The organism is Enterobacter adelaidei, from assembly GCF_041937165.1.
GTDB classification, from domain to species: Bacteria; Pseudomonadota; Gammaproteobacteria; order Enterobacterales; family Enterobacteriaceae; genus Enterobacter; species Enterobacter adelaidei.
The window spans coordinates 1,738,182-1,754,707 of sequence record NZ_CP154353.1 but is presented as its reverse complement, the minus strand read 5'-3'; the positions used below and the strand labels follow the sequence as shown (position 1 = coordinate 1,754,707).

General features: G+C 55.2%; 17 protein-coding genes and 1 pseudogene. 4 read left to right on the top strand and 14 right to left on the bottom strand.

The window, feature by feature from the left end:
• Positions 1–5: 5 nt before the first annotated feature.
• The gene (locus tag AAHF05_RS08580; protein WP_206737121.1) at positions 6–941 is read right to left on the bottom strand and encodes a LysR family transcriptional regulator; all 936 of its coding nucleotides are present in this window, start codon (positions 939–941) and stop codon (positions 6–8) included.
• Between the two features lie 109 nt (positions 942–1,050).
• On the opposite strand from AAHF05_RS08580, the pseudogene AAHF05_RS08575 reads away from it, so the two are divergent.
• Positions 1,051–2,272, top strand: a pseudogene (locus AAHF05_RS08575) (MFS transporter).
• 74 nt (positions 2,273–2,346) lie between these two features.
• Here AAHF05_RS08575 and flgL read toward each other — a convergent pair.
• The 11 genes from flgL to flgB all read right to left on the bottom strand — a co-directional run bounded on the left by flgL (position 2,347) and on the right by flgB (position 12,243).
• On the bottom strand, positions 2,347–3,300 hold the full coding sequence (gene flgL / locus AAHF05_RS08570) for a flagellar hook-associated protein FlgL (RefSeq protein ID WP_028019057.1): 954 nt from the start codon (positions 3,298–3,300) through the stop codon (positions 2,347–2,349).
• Between the two features lie 14 nt (positions 3,301–3,314).
• On the bottom strand, positions 3,315–4,955 hold the full coding sequence (gene flgK, locus AAHF05_RS08565) for a flagellar hook-associated protein FlgK (RefSeq protein WP_028021374.1): 1,641 nt from the start codon (positions 4,953–4,955) through the stop codon (positions 3,315–3,317).
• A 75-nt stretch (positions 4,956–5,030) separates the two neighbouring features.
• A complete protein-coding gene (gene flgJ, locus AAHF05_RS08560) occupies positions 5,031–5,984 on the bottom strand; it encodes a flagellar assembly peptidoglycan hydrolase FlgJ (protein WP_049007893.1) in 954 nt (317 codons plus the stop codon).
• On the bottom strand, positions 5,984–7,081 hold the full coding sequence (locus AAHF05_RS08555) for a flagellar basal body P-ring protein FlgI (RefSeq protein ID WP_028019060.1): 1,098 nt from the start codon (positions 7,079–7,081) through the stop codon (positions 5,984–5,986). The genes flgJ and AAHF05_RS08555 overlap by 1 nt, the downstream gene beginning before the upstream one ends.
• A gap of 12 nt (positions 7,082–7,093) precedes the next feature.
• Positions 7,094–7,792 carry a flagellar basal body L-ring protein FlgH gene (gene flgH, locus AAHF05_RS08550; protein ID WP_032666985.1) on the bottom strand — a complete coding sequence of 233 codons (699 nt, stop codon included), beginning with the start codon at positions 7,790–7,792 and terminating at the stop codon, positions 7,094–7,096.
• Positions 7,793–7,849: 57 nt separating this feature from the next.
• The gene (gene flgG, locus AAHF05_RS08545) at positions 7,850–8,632 is read right to left on the bottom strand and encodes a flagellar basal-body rod protein FlgG (RefSeq protein WP_008500810.1); all 783 of its coding nucleotides are present in this window, start codon (positions 8,630–8,632) and stop codon (positions 7,850–7,852) included.
• Positions 8,633–8,643: 11 nt separating this feature from the next.
• Positions 8,644–9,399: a flagellar basal body rod protein FlgF gene (locus AAHF05_RS08540; RefSeq protein ID WP_023311138.1), complete on the bottom strand. Its 756-nt coding sequence runs from the start codon at positions 9,397–9,399 to the stop codon at positions 8,644–8,646.
• 20 nt (positions 9,400–9,419) lie between these two features.
• Entirely contained in the window at positions 9,420–10,670 is a 1,251-nt protein-coding gene (gene flgE / locus AAHF05_RS08535; RefSeq protein WP_129325052.1) for a flagellar hook protein FlgE, read from the bottom strand.
• Positions 10,671–10,696: 26 nt separating this feature from the next.
• Positions 10,697–11,407: a flagellar hook assembly protein FlgD gene (gene flgD / locus AAHF05_RS08530; protein ID WP_128348401.1), complete on the bottom strand. Its 711-nt coding sequence runs from the start codon at positions 11,405–11,407 to the stop codon at positions 10,697–10,699.
• Positions 11,408–11,418: 11 nt separating this feature from the next.
• Positions 11,419–11,823, bottom strand: coding sequence for a flagellar basal body rod protein FlgC (gene flgC / locus AAHF05_RS08525; protein ID WP_013097138.1), 405 nt, complete (start codon positions 11,821–11,823; stop codon positions 11,419–11,421).
• Between the two features lie 3 nt (positions 11,824–11,826).
• Complete coding sequence (gene flgB / locus AAHF05_RS08520; protein ID WP_028019065.1) at positions 11,827–12,243, bottom strand: flagellar basal body rod protein FlgB; 417 nt, start codon at positions 12,241–12,243, stop codon at positions 11,827–11,829.
• 157 nt (positions 12,244–12,400) lie between these two features.
• On the opposite strand from flgB, the gene flgA reads away from it, so the two are divergent.
• The 3 genes from flgA (at position 12,401) to flgN (ending at position 13,877) form a co-directional block, all read left to right on the top strand.
• Complete coding sequence (gene flgA, locus AAHF05_RS08515; protein ID WP_028019066.1) at positions 12,401–13,060, top strand: flagellar basal body P-ring formation chaperone FlgA; 660 nt, start codon at positions 12,401–12,403, stop codon at positions 13,058–13,060.
• Positions 13,061–13,153: 93 nt separating this feature from the next.
• A complete protein-coding gene (gene flgM / locus AAHF05_RS08510) occupies positions 13,154–13,447 on the top strand; it encodes a flagellar biosynthesis anti-sigma factor FlgM (RefSeq protein WP_028019067.1) in 294 nt (97 codons plus the stop codon).
• A gap of 4 nt (positions 13,448–13,451) precedes the next feature.
• Positions 13,452–13,877: a flagella biosynthesis chaperone FlgN gene (gene flgN / locus AAHF05_RS08505; protein WP_028019068.1), complete on the top strand. Its 426-nt coding sequence runs from the start codon at positions 13,452–13,454 to the stop codon at positions 13,875–13,877.
• A gap of 59 nt (positions 13,878–13,936) precedes the next feature.
• On the opposite strand, the gene murJ is transcribed toward flgN, so the two are convergent.
• Positions 13,937–15,472, bottom strand: a complete 1,536-nt coding sequence (gene murJ / locus AAHF05_RS08500; protein WP_049007898.1) for a murein biosynthesis integral membrane protein MurJ — start codon at positions 15,470–15,472, stop codon at positions 13,937–13,939.
• Positions 15,473–15,601: 129 nt separating this feature from the next.
• Positions 15,602–16,525, bottom strand: a complete 924-nt coding sequence (locus AAHF05_RS08495) for a Gfo/Idh/MocA family protein (RefSeq protein ID WP_028019070.1) — start codon at positions 16,523–16,525, stop codon at positions 15,602–15,604.
• Position 16,526 lies beyond the last annotated feature (1 nt).

Here is a 16,526-nt window from a genome sequence, read left to right as displayed (position 1 = left end):
CTTTTTTATTGCTTGTTTACAGGCTTTCTCATTCCGGCAATGTCCGGCATCACCTGCTTCATCATCTCAAGAAAACGACGTAAACGCGCCGGATAGTATCGCGACCAGGGATAAACCAGATGGACTGGCAGAGCCGCAGGTTGCCACTCAGGAAGAAGATGAATCAGGCGCCCTTCCTCAATATCCTCTTTCACCGTCCAGCTGGAGACCATTGCGACACCCAGCCCGGTTAATACCGTATTGCGCGCCACGTACAAACTGTCAGTACTGAGACGCGGCGTAATGGCGATACGCGTTGGTTGTGCCGAGCCGTCAAATAACTCTATATGCCGCTGATAAAAGGTACTGATGGCGATCCAGGGGAGTGCCTGCAAATCCTCTGGCGTTTTGACCTCCGGAAAACGCGCCAGCAGTGCCGGGGATGCCACGACGGATCGCGGCACCTCTGCCAGTTGCACTGATACCGTCGCCGGATCGACCTCAGCCCCCACTCGGATCGCGCAATCAATGTTGTCACTCAGGAAATCTACCGACCTGTCATGCAACATCCACTCAACGGACAACTGCGGATAACGATGCAAAAATTCGGTTAATGGCTTCAGAAACTGATCCTGCCCGAAAGCGTGCGGTGCACGCACACGTAATACCCCCACCGGTTCATCCTCAGCCTGTCCGACTTCATCCTCAAGTGCCAGCCAGCTGTCAATCACGCGCCGGGCGTGTTGATAGCAGCGCTCACCATCGTCAGTAAGTCGGGTCGCATGGGTTGTACGCAGCAGCAAGCGAGCCCCCAGCAGGGTTTCCAGAGACTGCAAACGTCGGCTAACCGTGGCCTGAGTGGTTGAAAGCTGCCTTGCCGCTGCTGATAACGACCCGGTTTCAACGATACGAACAAACGTTCGCATCAATTCCACTCTGTCTAAACGCTCAACTCGTTTCATACACCTCCCTGACATACGTTTAACGTATAAGCGTTTTACCACCGGGCTGGCTACCCTCGCAAGGCAGACTGATAAAAAATAGCCCCACACGACGAATGAGGAACATCTTATGAACACAACGACTTCCCCCCACGCAGCCAGCCGCTGGGTAATTTTCATGCTGGCGCTGGGCGCTGGGCGCTGGCTTTAGCGTGGCATCCATCTATTACGCACAACCCCTTCTTCCGCTAATGGGTGCCGATCTTCATCTGAGCATTGAAGGCATGGGGTTAGTACCAACCTTAACTCAGGCAGGTTATGCGCTCGGCATTCTGTTCCTTCTGCCACTGGGCGATCGTCATGACCGCAGGACGTTAATCCTGATTAAAAGTGCGGCGCTGGCGCTGTTCCTGCTGGGCTGTAGCCTGACCGGGCAACTCCATTCCTTGTTGCTGGCAAGTTTACTTATCGGCATGGCCGCCACCATTGCACAAGATATCGTTCCGGCGGCGGCTATTCTCGCGCCGGAAGGGAAGCTGGGTAAAACCGTGGGTACGGTGATGACGGGGCTGCTGATGGGCATCTTGTTGTCGAGAACTGTTAGCGGCGTGGTGGGAGAAGCCTTTGGCTGGCGCGTCATGTACCAACTGGCTGCGGTGAGCATTGCGTTTATCGGGGTGATGATGTGGATTGTACTTCCCCGTTTCGCCATTCACTCCACGCTGAGCTACCCCGCGCTGATGCGTTCTATGGAACATCTGTGGCGTCGTTATCCGGCATTGCGCCGTGCAGCGCTGGCACAGGGTTTTCTCTCGATTGCCTTTAGCGCCTTCTGGTCCACGCTGGCGGTTATGCTTCTGGAGCGTTATCACCTGGGTAGTGCCGTAGCCGGTGGTTTTGGTATTGCGGGTGCAGCAGGTGCATTAGCCGCCCCGCTTGCGGGTGGGCTGTCAGATAAACTGGGAGCCGGAAAAGTCACACAGCTTGGCGCATTACTTGTGTCCGTCTCGTTTGCCCTGATGTTCCTGATGCCTGCTTTGGGAATTCACGGGCAGTTGATTCTGATTGCTGTCTCCGCCGTTGGGTTCGATCTGGGTCTGCAGTCCAGTCTGGTGGCCCATCAGAATCTGGTCTACAGCCTTGAACCACAGGCCCGGGGACGCCTTAATGCTCTGCTCTTTACCGTTATCTTTATCGGCATGGCACTGGGTTTCGCCTTAGGCAGTAATATTTACTCGCTGGCAGGCTGGACGGGCGTGGCCGCTCTGGCAACCGTCTGTGGCGTCATTGCGCTGGGGATCCGTCTGGTTGAAAGCGCTCGAGTCGCCTCCACACCAGCAGAAGTTGCATAAAAAAATGCCCAATCCAGACGGATTGGGCAGTAAAACATGCCCAGTTTCAAGACATGTTCTAAGAGGTCAAGATGTTATTTGTTCAGCTGGAACAGAGACATGCCCTGCATATCGCTAAACGCTTTATAAGACGCCTGCAAGGCCGCCTGCTGCATGGTGTAAGAGGAAATTGCCGCATTCCAGTCAACGTCCACAAGATCGCTCATTTGCGAAGTCTGAGAGAGCGAACGGTCATTACTCAACGTGTTCAGTTTATCCAGTTCGTTAAGCTTGGTACCCAAATCGGCCCGCACGGTTAATACATTATCAAGTGAGTTACGCAACCCCCGGTTTGCAGCATCAATAGCTGCATTCTCCTGATCCACCTTAGTTTGATCGTCACCGACGGGTGTGTTCAACGAGGTGATAGCATTATCCAGTATCTTGAACAAATTCTTTTCCGGCGTTCCACCACCCGGCTCCGGTGTTGCATTGCTGGTAAACGTGGCGAAAACCTCTGTGCCAGTGTGGCTGATCTGCATGTTTCGCGCAGAATCCACCTGCTGGTTAATCGGGGTAGTACCACCGATATAATCGCCGCTGGTTTGGTCAAACGCGACATTATCCGTCTTATAACCTGCGAAGATATATCGTCCATTACCGTCAGTGCTGTTGGCCAGGTTCATAAGCTGATCGCGGATCCCTTGCAGATCCGTCGCCAGCGATGCCCGATCGCTGTCACTTAATGTCCCGTTCCTCGCATAAACAACTTTTTCCTGAGCGCTCTGAATGGCCGTTGTAACTTGAGAAAGGACACTCTCCTCAAGTGATACTTTCTGCGTTGCAAAGGTACGCGCAAGATCGAATTGGCTATTCTGGGCCTGAGCCTGAGACAGAACAATTGCCTGCGACGCCGCGATAGGATCGTCCGACGGACGATTGACGCGCTTTCCGGTGGACATTTGCTCGCCGTAGTTCAGCCACTTGCTTTGAGAGTCGGTGATCCCCCGCATGTTCTGATCGTACATCATCTGGGTGCTAATACGCATTTTTCACCTCAACCTTAGCGAATATTGATAATTGCATCGAAGAGCGTACTGGCAGTTTGTAGAACCTGCGCATTGGCCAGGTAATACTGCTGATAACGCTGCAAATTGCCATACTCTTCGTCGAGGTTTACCCCTGAGATGGACTGCTGCTGCTTAGTTAACTGTGTTTCCACATTCGCTTTCGTCTGGCTGCTCACTTTCAGTGACGCCGTTGAGCTCCCGACGGTACTGACGAGAGAAGCGTATGCATCGTTGAATGTTTTGTTTCCACCCACCACTTTGGCGTTTTGCAGATCAAGCAGTTTTTGACCGTTACGGTTGTCACTCTCACCGCCGTTCTGCACAGATGCCATCGCCAGTTTGGACTCGTCACTGATTGCCAGATCCATGTTCATGATGACATTGGAAACAGGCTTCACAATGAAACTGTCTTTGGTGTTTGCTGTGCCGCTCACATTGACGTTAAGACCGTCAAACGACAGATTGCCGCTTGCATCCGGGCTCATCGTAAAGCTGGTTTTATCGGAGGTACGGGTGACCGTCCAGTCGGTGCCATTAAATTGCAGTTTATAGTCTGTCGCCTGGACTTGTTTGCTGTCCGTTACAGAAGCTGTAACAACGGCCGAACCGCCATTCTTGCTATTGGACAGAACCGCCGGAGAACCGAAGTCGAACAGCTTACCGCCCGCATCACCGTTTGCATCAAAACCGGCTTCATGCTGCGTGTTCATTGCATCGGCAAAGGCCAGTGCCATTTGGTTCAGGGTGTTACGGGCTTTATCCAGATCTTCATTACGGAATGTCAGCAAACCACCCAAAGAGCCGGTCGTAATCATTTTTTCCGGGATCTCAATATTACCCGCAACGTCGTCGACGTAAGCCACGGTCGTACGAGCCGGATCTGCGCTGGACTTAACGGCCGCCAGCTGGTTGGCTTTGCTGCCCTGCACCAGGCTGTAACCGTTGCCGAAAGAGATGTTAAACGTGCCACCATCCTGAACAGAAACTTCCACACCTACGATTTTGTTCAGCTCACTGACGAGCTGATCGCGCTGGTCGAGCAGATCGTTAGGGGATGCACCCGCACCAACACCAGTCAGACGGGAAATCTGATCGTTCAGATTCGCAATCTGTTTGGCGTAGTTGTTGATCTGAGAAACGCTGGTCGAAATTGCAGTATTTACCTGAGAATCCTGATCGCGGAGATACTGATCGTTGGTTTTAAACTGATTGACCAGACCATCTGCTTTTCCCAGCACCGTCTGGCGTGCAGCCGGATCTTCCGCGTTACTTACCAGCGTTTGCAGACTCTTGAAGAAGTCCTGCAACGTCGTAGAGAGCGAGTTGGTCGTATCGGACAGCACATCGTCGATTTTTGACATCTGCTGATAGCGCGTCGTCAGGCCGCTGCTCTGCGTTTGCGCGGCACGCAACTGGTTGGTGATGAAAGCGTCATACTCACGCTGGACACCGGAGACATAAACCCCGTTACCCACCCAGCCACCGCCGGTCAGCGTGCTGTTAGACGCGCCCAGCACCGTGGTCTGGCGGGTGTAACCTGCCACGTTATAGCTTGAAATATTATTACTGACGGTATTGAGTGCCGACTGCGCAGCACTGAGGCCACTCATGGCGCTGTTAATCAAACTGGACATGGGGGTTCCTTTTATACGTTCAGACACGAGTCCTGATGAAGGTTATCGGCAACCTCCACCGGGACTTGAGAACTTTCAGAACAGATTTTCAATATCTGTGCTATAGGCTTTGCTGACCTTCTCGCCCATGGATTTCAGCTGCTGGATCATGCTGGTGAGCTTACGCGCATAGTTCGGATCGGTCGCATAACCTGCGTTTTGCAGAGCCTGAGCCCCCTGCTCCGCCGTCGCCGCCTGGGTAACGGCGGTATAACGCGGATTTCGGCTCAGCAGGCCGACATAATCGGACAACGCTTCCAGATAAGAGCTGTAAACGCGGAATTTTGCTTTGACCTTCACCGCCGCACCGTTCTCGTATTCGGTGGTCGTGATCTCCGTGGTTGGTCCCTTCCAGCCGGAAGTCGCCTTCACGCCGAAGATGTTAAAGCTCGGCTCGCCGTTTTCCTTGCGGATCTGTCGCTGACCCCAGCCCGACTCCAGCGCGGCCTGTGCCAGAATCAGGTGGTGTGGAACACCGCTCTGTTCACTGGCAAGTCGCGCAGGCAGAGAAAGCTGCGCCAGGAAGTCTTTGCTGTCGCCGGAGAGGGGTTCATCACCGCCCCCCGTTGTTTTCGGGATCGCCTTACGCACCATCTGCGTCAGCGCCTGGTTCTGATAACTGGTCACCGTTTCCAGGTCGAACTTCATCGGCACTTGCTGCGTCTGCTCTTGCGGCTGAATACCTTGCGCGGCTTCGGTCTGTTTCACAATCATGTCAGCCAGACCGAGACCTTTACCGGCAGTCATCTGCTGCGCAATCTGCTGGTCATACATGCTGGTGTACAAACGCGTTGAATCGCTGCTGAACATCCCATCTTTCGGCAGGGTTTCACGCATGCTTTTCAACATCATCTGTACAAACATCCCTTCCACCTGGCGGGCAACCGGGCGGATATTCGCCGCCGGGTCTTTACCTGCTTTGGTTTTCAGTTCGTTGAGCGACTGGGCGTCCCAGGCGGCACTGGTCAACAGTTTGCTATCGGTCAGCATTAGATGATTTCCAGTTTGGCACGCAAACAGCCCGCGCTTTGCATGGATTGCAGGATGGACATCAGATCCATCGGCGTTGCACCCAGGGCGTTCAGAGCACGCACCACGCTGTTCAGGTTGGCGCTGGAGCGAACGCTCTGCAACGACCCGCCGCTCTGGCGCAGATCAATCTGCGTTTGCGGTGTCACCACCGTCTGGCCACCACCAAATGGCGTATTTGGCTGACTCACGTTCGCGGAGCGGTTCACCGTCACGGAGAGGTTACCCTGCGCCACGGCACAACTGTCCAGAGAAACTTCCCGGTTCATCACCACCGAGCCCGTACGGGAGTTAATGATCACCTTCGCATCCTGCACTGGAACATTCACTTCCATATTCTGGATATCTGCCAGCATGCGCACCTGGTTGCTGCTGCCGGTGGAGGTACGGATCTGCACGGTGCGCGCATCCAGTGCCGTTGCATTACCGTAACCGCGGCTGCGGTTGATGGTATCGGCAATTTGCTGCGCCATGGTGAAGTCTTCATTATTGAGCTGCAGGTTGATGGTGTTGCCTGCGCCAAACTGGGTCGGCAACTCACGCTCAATGATGGCGCCGTTAGTGATACGTCCACCGTTCAACTGGTTCACCTGCACGCTGCTTCCGCCTGCGGATGCACCCGCACCGCCAACCAGAATGTTCCCCTGCGCCAGCGCATAGACCTGGCTGTCAACGCCTTTCAGCGGAGTCATCAGCAGCGTACCGCCGCGCAGGCTTTTGGCGTTACCCATTGAGGAGACCACCACGTCAATGGTCTGTCCCTGACGCGCAAACGCCGGGTAGGACGCGGTAACCATAACGGCGGCCACGTTTTTCAGCTGCATGTTGGTTCCCGCCGGGACCGTAATACCGAGCTGGGAAAGCATGTTGTTTAAACTCTGAGTGGTGAAAGGCGTCTGGGTGGTCTGGTCACCCGTGCCATCCAGACCGACCACCAGGCCATAGCCAATCAGGGAGTTTTCGCGTACGCCCTGAACACTGGTGAGATCGCGAATACGGTCAGCCTGGGCAAACGTTGCCACCAGCGCCAGCGCCACGGCGAAGATCGATTTAAACATGGGTCACCTCGCTTACATCGGCGATAAATTAAGGAAGAAGCGCTGCAGCCAACCCATATTTTGCGCCTCGTTGATGTAGCCGTTACCGACGTACTCAATGCGCGCATCCGCCACCTGGGTGGACGGAACGGTGTTGGTGCCGCTGATCGTGCGAGGGTTAACCACGCCCGAGAAACGAATGAATTCAGTGCCCTGGTTGATGGCGATCTGTTTTTCACCCACAACGTGCAAGTTGCCGTTAACCAGAACCTGGTCAACCGTGACCGTCAGCGTGCCGCTGAAGGTGTTGCTGGCGTTCGCGCCGCCTTTACCGTTAAAGGTATTGCCGCCGGACGCGTTCACATCCGCACGCGCGTTGCCGAACAACCCTTCGAGATAGCGTGGCACGGTATCGAAGCCAAAATTAGTTTTGCCATCGCGGCTGGCGTTCGCCGACGAGCTCTTGCTCGCGCTGACGTTTTCCTGCAGCACAATGGTCAATGTATCGCCGACGTTACGCGGGCGGCGATCTTCAAACAGCGGCTGATAGCCGTAATTAATCGGCTGCGCGGTCTGGAAAATGGAGCCGTTTACCACTGGCGCGGGGCCAGGAACGGGTTGGGCAGTCGTCGCACCCTGGACCAAAGGTTTAGACGGGATCCAGGCACACCCGCTGAGGGTGACAGCCAGAACAGTCAGTATCGGATAACGAAACGCCGCGTTTTTTTGCATTGCCTTCATCTTCGAAAACAGGGAGCCGGCGCGGCGTTTACCGCACCGGGCTACACCTTAGAGTTGCGTCAGTTTCTGCAGCATCTGGTCGGTCGTCGACACTGCTTTACTGTTAATTTCATACGCGCGCTGGACCTGGATCATATTCACCAGCTCTTCCGCCACGTTCACGTTGGAGGTTTCAACATAGCCCTGATACAGCAGGCCCGCGCCGTTCAGGCCCGGGGTGCTCTCATTTGGCGTACCGGAGGATTGCGTCTCGGTGTAGAGGTTCTCACCAATGCTTTCCAGACCAGTATCGTTCATGAAGGTGGTCAGGTTGAGCTGCCCGACCTGAACCGGCGCGGCCTGTCCCTGCTGGGTCACGCTGACCACACCGTCACGTCCGATGGTGATGCTCAGGGCGTTCGCCGGGATGGTAATCGCAGGCTGAACCTGGAAGCCGCCCGCCGTGACCAGCTGGCCGTTCTGATCGACCTGGAACGAACCGTCGCGGGTATAGGCAGAGGTACCGTCAGGCAGCTGCACCTGGAAGAAGCCCTGGCCTTTGATCGCCACGTCTTTACTGTTGTTGGTCTGAGACAGGTTGCCCTGGCTGTGCAGACGCTCGGTGGCTACCGGACGAACGCCGGTACCGATCTGCAAACCCGACGGCAGCGTCGTCTGTTCAGAAGACTGTGCACCCGGCTGGCGGATGGTTTGATAAAGCAAATCTTCGAAAACGGCGCGCTGACGCTTGAAACCATTGGTGCTCACGTTTGCCAGGTTGTTGGCAATCACGTCCATATTGGTTTGCTGGGCGTCCAGGCCAGTTTTCGCGATCCATAAAGAACTGATCATAAGGAGTCCTGTTAACTCATAGCCAGAAGTTGGTTAGCCTTGCCCGCGTTTTCATCCACGCTGCTGATGATCTTCATCTGCATTTCAAAACGACGGGCGCTGGCAATCATGTCGCTCATGGCGGCTACCGGCTTAACGTTGCTGCCTTCCAGAACGCCGGACATCACGCGGATGCTCGGATCGGCCTGTAACGTGGCACCACGCGTCGCCTGAGCCGCCTGGGTCAGACGGAACATGCCGTCATCGCCGCGCTGCACCTCTTTGCCTTCCGCCTTAACCAGCTTCAGACGACCAACGGGCGCAACGGTATTGGCCGGATCGCCCGGGTTCAGCGCCGAAATGGTGCCGTCCGCGGCGATAGTCAGCTCCGAGCCTTCCGGCACGGTCAGCGGACCCGCTTCCCCCATCACCGGATGACCCTGAATCGTCAGTTGGCCCGTCGCGCTCACCTGGATATTGCCGTTACGGGTATAGCCTTCGCTGCCGTCTGCCGTTTGCACCGCCAGCCAGCCGTCCTGCTGCAGGGCAACATCCAGCGGGCGTGACGTGTAATCCATCTGCCCTGGCGTCATATCTGCGCCAGGGGTTGATGCCGTCACCAGCGTACGGGTTGGCAGGGAAAGCCCTTCAACCGGCACCGCGCGCAGCGCATTAAGCTGGGCACGAAAACCCGGTGTCGAGGCGTTTGCCAGGTTGCTGGCCGTAACGGCTTGCTGGTTGAGCGTCTGACTTGCCGCGCCCATCGCGGTATATATTGCGTGATCCATTGCGCTTTCCTGTTAGCCGCTTAACGCAGGTTAACCAGCGTGTTGAGGATCTGGTCCTGGGTTTTGATGGTCTGCGCGTTCGACTGATAGTTACGCTGCGCGACGATCATGTTCACCAGTTCTTTACTCATATCCACGTTGGAGGCTTCCAGCGCGCCGTTGGTCAGCTTGCCGAAGTTACCGGTACCTGCGGTACCCAGCAGCGCCACACCGGAGGACTGGCTGGCAGACCAGACGTTATCGCCTTCCGATTTCAGACCTTCGTTGTTGGCAAAGTTTGCCAGTACGATCTGACCCAGAACCTGAGACTGTTCGTTAGAGTAACTACCCACCACGGTGCCATCGTCGTTGATCTGGTAGCTCACCAGGTCGCCAGGCTTGTAGCCGTTCTGATTGGTTGCCACCACGCTGTTCGCACCGGTGTTCTGCTGCATGGAGTTCAGGAAGCTCAGAGAGAAAGTCGCCGCCGTCGCACCGCTGACAGAACCGGTGGTGATATTGATTGCAGGGGTTGCGTTTGGCGTTGCGCTCAGCACACCCGCAGCGTCGTAGTTATAGACACCCGCCAGGTTACCGTTCGCATCAAAGTTCATCTGCGCCGCTTTCGCTGCTGTAGAACCCGCAACGCTGCCGTCCTGAGTGTAAAGATCCCATTTATTGTTGGCTGTCTTAACGTAGTAGACATACATGTTATGGGCGTTACCCTGGCTGTCGAATACGGTCACGGTCCCTTTTTTGTTGTAGGTATCCGGGTTAGTCGCATCGAACGGGGCAGTTTGAACAGGATCGGTTGAGTTCAGGTTGATCTGCTGCGTCGCGGTGGTGGTCGATTTCGCCGCCATCAGGGTATTCGGGATAGTAATCGCCTGAGGGTTTGCACCGGTCTGAACGGTCGGAGGCGATCCGGCTACCGGATAGCCTGTCAGCTGCATGCCCTGCATGTTAACCAGCGTGCGGTTTTCGTCCAGCTTGAACTGGCCGTTACGGCTGTAGAACACAGAGCCGTTGGAATCAACCATACGGAAGAAACCGTTCTGGCTGATGGCGACGTCCAGACCACGACCGGTGTTGGTGGTGGTGCCGTCGGTAAAGTCCTGAGTGATGCCCGCAACTTTCACACCCAGGCCAACTTTAGAACCGGCAAACATGTCTGCAAAGGAAGCAGAACCGGATTTAAAACCATAGGTCGCGGAGTTGGCGATGTTGTTGCCAATGACGTCCAGGTTGGTGGCCGCAGCATTCAGGCCGCTGACCGCTTGAGAAAAGGCCATGACTTACTCCTGATAAGTGTTAAGGCTTAGATAATCTGCCGAACTTCGTCGAGTGTGGTGGTACCTGAGGTACCCAAATCCAGTTTGTTGCCGTCGCTTCCTTTAATTACGCCCTGGACCAGCGCGAACTGCAGCGGCTGCGCCACCAGCTGGGTTGTCCCGTTGCTGGCGCTGATTGCCACTTTGTAGGAACCGTTTGGTGCTTTAGTACCGTCGGTCAGGCTGCCATCCCACGTAAAGGTGTGAACGCCCGCCTTCAGCTCGCCAATATCAATGGTACGGACAACCGCGCCAGTGGAGTCCGTGATCGTGGCAGTCACCTTCTCAGCCGCCTGCTGGAGCTCAACACCAAACGGCGTGGTAGTCGTTGTGGTGTTGCCTTCGGTGGTGCTGGAGCCCGCCAGAATGGTGGTGCCTGGGATCATTACCCCATGGCCAATCAGGCTCGCGGCCTGCAGAGACTGGCTGCTACCAATCTGACCAGAGACGGAACCGAGGGTGGTGTTCAGTTTCTCAATGCCGCTAACGGTGCTGATCTGCGCAAGCTGCGTGGTCAGTTCGTTGTTCTGCATCGGGTTAGTGGGATCCTGGTTCTTAAGCTGCGCCACCAGCAGCGTCAGAAAGCTGCCCTGAAGATCGGCGGCATTGCTCCCTGTGAGGGAGTTAGAACCCGTCGTACTCTTTGTGTTGTTAACACCCGAGTTCGTAGGATCATTCACATTTACGGCGATGGACATGCATGTCTCCTTTACTGGCCGAGAGTGAGTGTTTTGAGCATCATGCTCTTCACGGTATTAAGCACTTCGACGTTGGCCTGGTAACTACGGGAAGCCGACATGGAGTTCACCATCTCACCCACCACATCCACGTTAGGCATTTTCACGTATCCGTTAGCATCCGCGAGTGGGTTGCCGGGCTCATACACCAGCTTATCCGGTGCCTGGCTCTCTACCACATCAGACACTTTCACGCCGCCTGTTGCCGCGCCAGGCGCCGCATCAACCTGGAAGACAACCTGTTTGGCACGATAAGGCTGGCCGTCTGGTCCAGTCACGCTGTCGGCGTTCGCCAGGTTACTGGCAGCCACGTTCAGACGTTTGGACTGCGCGGTTAACGCCGAACCGGCGATATCAAAAATATTCAGCAAGGCCATCTATCAGTTGCCCCCCTGCAGGACGTTCATCATGCCTTTGATTTGTCCGCCGAGTAGGGTCAGTCCCGTCTGGTATTTCAGGCTGTTATCGGCAAACTGCGTACGCTCCCGGTCCATATCCACGGTGTTGCCGTCGAGTGAAGGCTGATCAGGAATGCGATAGAGTAAATCGGTCGTTGGCGCGGTCATCGCCTGAGCAGGAATATGGCGCGAGGATGTCATGGCGAGTGCAACACCCGTTCCTTCGGCACGTCCACGCTCCATCACCTTTTTGAGTTCACTGGAAAAATCAATATCGCGCGCCTGATACCCTGGGGTATCGGCGTTAGCGATGTTGGCGGCTAAAATCTCCTGCCGCTGGGCGCGTAAATTGAGCGCTTCCTGCTGAAAACGTAACGCGGCGTCGAGTTTATCGAGCATGTCTCCTCCGCTGATGGCAAAATTTCAGTTCACAGCTTAAATCTCACCCGGTCTCCCCTATCGACGGAATAAGCGCATAATGCGTCGCTATTTATTCCGTTGATGCAAAACCACTGCAGGTAGAATTCACTCAATTCTGGAAACGGTGGAACTTGCGATGCAAACGTTAAAACGTGGTCTGGTGGCAACTTTCTTGCTGTTTAGCCCGCTGGTGCAGGCTGAAGGCTTACAGGATCAACTGACGGCTTTTTTCGCTGAAAAGCTGGCGGGTTTTAGCGATGACGTCACTGTTACCGTACGCACGCCACCGAATCTCTACCCTACGTGTGATCAGCCTTCATTCAGCGTGGTGGGGTTCACAAAGCTCTGGGGGAATGTGAACGTGCTGGCACGCTGCGCCAACGAAAAACGCTATTTACAGGTTGCAGTTCAGGCGACGGGCAATTATGTTGTCGCCGCCGTGCCCATTGCGCGCGGCAGCGTGCTGCAGACAAACAGCGTGACGTTAAAACGCGGCCGTCTGGATCAGTTGCCGCCACGCACGATGCTGGAAATTAACCAGGCGCAGGACGCTGTCAGTCTGCGCGACGTCGCCCCAGGCCAGCCGATACAGCTCTCAATGTTGCGCCAGGCATGGCGGATAAAAGCAGGTCAGCAGGTGATGGTGGTGGCCAACGGAGATGGCTTTAGTATCAACAGCGAAGGGAAAGCGTTAAACAATGCTGCGGTGGCACAAAACGTCCGCGTCAGAATGACCTCAGGGCAGGTGGTTAGCGGAACCGTCGATTCTGATGGGAATATTCTGATTAACCTATAATCTTTTTAAAGATTTCGCGCCGCTTGCCGATAAATATTCAACTAATGATGATGTCAGGCGCAAACGCCGCGAACCCTCGATGAGGACAACACTATGAGCATTGATCGTACATCAGCCCTGAAGCCGGTAAGCGCTGTACAACCTCGCGAAACGAATGACACGCCAGCGCAGAAAGCGCGTCTGGAAAAACCGTCAACCTCTAACAGCACCAGCGTAACCCTGAGTGATGCTCAGGCAAAACTGATGCAGCCAGGCAGCAACGATATCAATATGGAACGTGTTGAAACGCTGAAAGCGGCAATTCGTAACGGTGAACTGAAAATGGACACCAGCAAAATCGCTGATGCCCTGATTCAGGAAGCACAGAGTTTCTTACAGAGTAACTAACCGTATGAGTCGACTGTCAGAAATACTGGATCAAATGACGGTTGTCCTGAACGACCTGAAAACGGTAATGGACGCAGAGCAACAGCATCTCTCTTCCGGTCACATTAACGGCAGCGCGTTGCAGCGGATTACTGAAGACAAAAGTTCGCTTCTGGCAACGCTGGATTATCTGGAGCAACAACGCCGCGCTGAGCAAGATCCTAAGCGCAGTGCAAATGACGATATTGTTGAGCGTTGGCAGACCATTACTGAAAAAACGCGACACCTGCGCGATCTTAACCAGCATAACGGCTGGCTGCTTGAAGGTCAGATAGAGCGTAATCAGCAAGCGCTTGAGGTGTTGAAACCGCATAAAGAAACCGGACTGTACGGTGCGGATGGTCAGACTGCTACTGCACGTATTGCGGGTGTAAAAAAGATTTCGATTTGAAGCAGCAGCGACAAATCATGCAGCGGGGAGCACCATAAGGTGAACTCCCCTTTTGGCGTTTATGCCGTACGACGGGTGAATTCTTTCACCTTGAACCCCAACACGGCGAGCGTGGCAAAGTAAGCCACCACGCCAACCATCACCACGGCCATCAGCCGCATCAGACGGTATGGCATGGTTCCCTGGGACCACTCCGGCATCACGTACATCATGCCGAGCAGCGCTGCAGACATCACCAGCACCGCGACGATCAGTCGTACAAGGAAACGTGACCAACCCGGCTGCGGCGTGAAGATATCCTGCTTGCGGAGTTGCCAGTACAACAGCCCGGCATTCAGACAAGCGGCCAGACCGATAGACAATGACAAGCCCGCATGCTTCAGCGGACCAATAAACGCCAGGTTCATTAGTTGGGTCATAATCAGCGTCACAATCGCAATTTTCACCGGTGTTTTGATGTCCTGCCGCGAGTAGAAGCCCGGGGCCAGCACCTTGACGACGATCAGCCCCATCAAACCAACCGAGTAGGCAATCAGGGCACGCTGCGTCATGGCAGCATCAAACGCGGTGAATTTCCCGTACTGGAAGAGCGAGACCGTCAGCGGTTTGGCCAGAATACCCAGCGCCACCGCGCTTGGCAGCGCCAGCAGGAAGCAGAGACGTAAACCCCAGTCCATCAACCGACAGTACTCATCGTGATTGCCACTGGCAAAACTCTTCGACAGCGACGGCAGCAGGATTGTCCCCAGCGCTACCCCCAGCACCCCGGACGGAAACTCCATTAGACGGTCAGCGTAGTACATCCAGGAGACCGAGCCGGACACAAGGAAAGAAGCAAAAATGGTATTGATAATAAGCGAGATCTGGCTGACGGAGACGCCAAGGATCGCAGGTCCCATCTGCTTAATAACACGCATTGCACCGGCATCTTTGAGATTGATACGCGGCAGCACCAGCATGCCTATTTTTTTCAGATGCGGCAGCTGATAAGCCAGCTGCAGCACGCCACCCACGGTCACCGCCCATGCCAGCGCCAGTACCGGCGGATTGAAATGCGGTGCGGCAAACAGGGCAAAGCCGATCATGCTGACGTTAAGAAACGTCGGCGCAAATGCCGGAACGGAAAAACGGTTCCAGGTGTTCAGTATCGCCCCCACCAGCGAGGCCAGCGAGATCAACAGAATATAAGGGAAGGTAATGCGCAGAAGCTGTGAGGTCAGGGCAAATTTATCTGCCGTATCGGCAAAACCAGGCGCAGTCACCATAATCACCCAGGGCGCCGCCAGCATCCCGACGACAGTCACCACAGCCAGGGCCAGCGTCAACAACCCGGAGACATAAGAGACAAATACGCGCGTCGCGTCCTCACCCTGCTTGCTTTTATATTCCGCCAGGATCGGAACAAAAGCCTGAGAAAATGCCCCTTCCGCAAAAATACGACGCAGCAGGTTTGGCAATTTGAACGCGACGAAAAAGGCGTCCGTAGCCATCCCTGCACCAAAGACCCTTGCCACAATTGCATCGCGCGCAAAACCGAGTACGCGGGAAAACATGGTCATCGAGCTGACGGCTGCCAGCGATTTTAATAAGTTCATTAACGTGAATTTCCACAACCCTACGGATTTGTAAGCCGGGTAAGTGTAAGCACCACCCGGCGAAACCAACAACCGGCGCTTAGTCTACCCGGATTTCAACGAATTACTATCCGCAGATGTTACAGCGAATTATTCACTCATCGCCTCTCGCCAGAGCCGCTCCACAATACGTTGCGCCATAATGGCCTGCTCGCCGGACGTTTCAGGAACCGTCTGATTTTGCACACAGGTGATAAAGTGGCGGGCACATCCTGCGAACCCGCGCTGCTCCAGGGTGCTCTGCCAGCCAGGCGCCGGCAGCGTCACCACGCCGTTGCCCTTCTCTTCCCGCCACTCACGCATATCGGTGATTTCGTAAAGCGCACCGTCAGTCACCGCCTGAACGGACTCACGCTGACTGCCCGCACGACGATGCATGCTGGTCGTTACCTGCAGATGGTCAATCGCGAAGTGATGTTCAGCATAGACCATCTCGCCCTGCTCATTCGTCAGGAGCGTCCCGCTTTGCAGCTGCGCATTACCGTTACTGAGCCACAGCGCCGTGTCCACGACGTGCAGATAGTCATCCAGCAGCGTGAAGCGTAAATCGTTGGGGCCGATACTGTCGGTACGGTGTTTATCCATACGGAGCGAGGCCAGACTGCCGGACTGCGCTTTCAGCTGTTGGTAAAGTGGCGCGAAGCGGCGGTTGAAACCCACCATCAGCGTCAGTTTTTTACGCGCCGCCAGCTCAATCAGCCGTTCCGCGTCCTGGACATTTTCAGCCAGCGGCTTATCCACACATACATGAACCCCTGCATGGAGTAGCTCACTCACCACCTGATAGTGGGTTGCCGTTGAGGTATGAACAAAGACCGCATCGCACTCGTGGGCTAAATCCTGAAGAGAATTGGCATAAGGGATGCGCCACGTTTCGCAGATCCGCTCGGCCTTCTCGCGATTCGGTGACCACGCCCCCTGAAGCGTCCAGTCCGTCGCCGCACCCAATACCGGTAGCCAGGCTTTTTGCGCGATGCCGCCCAGACCCACCACGCCTACGCGTAATTTTTTCATC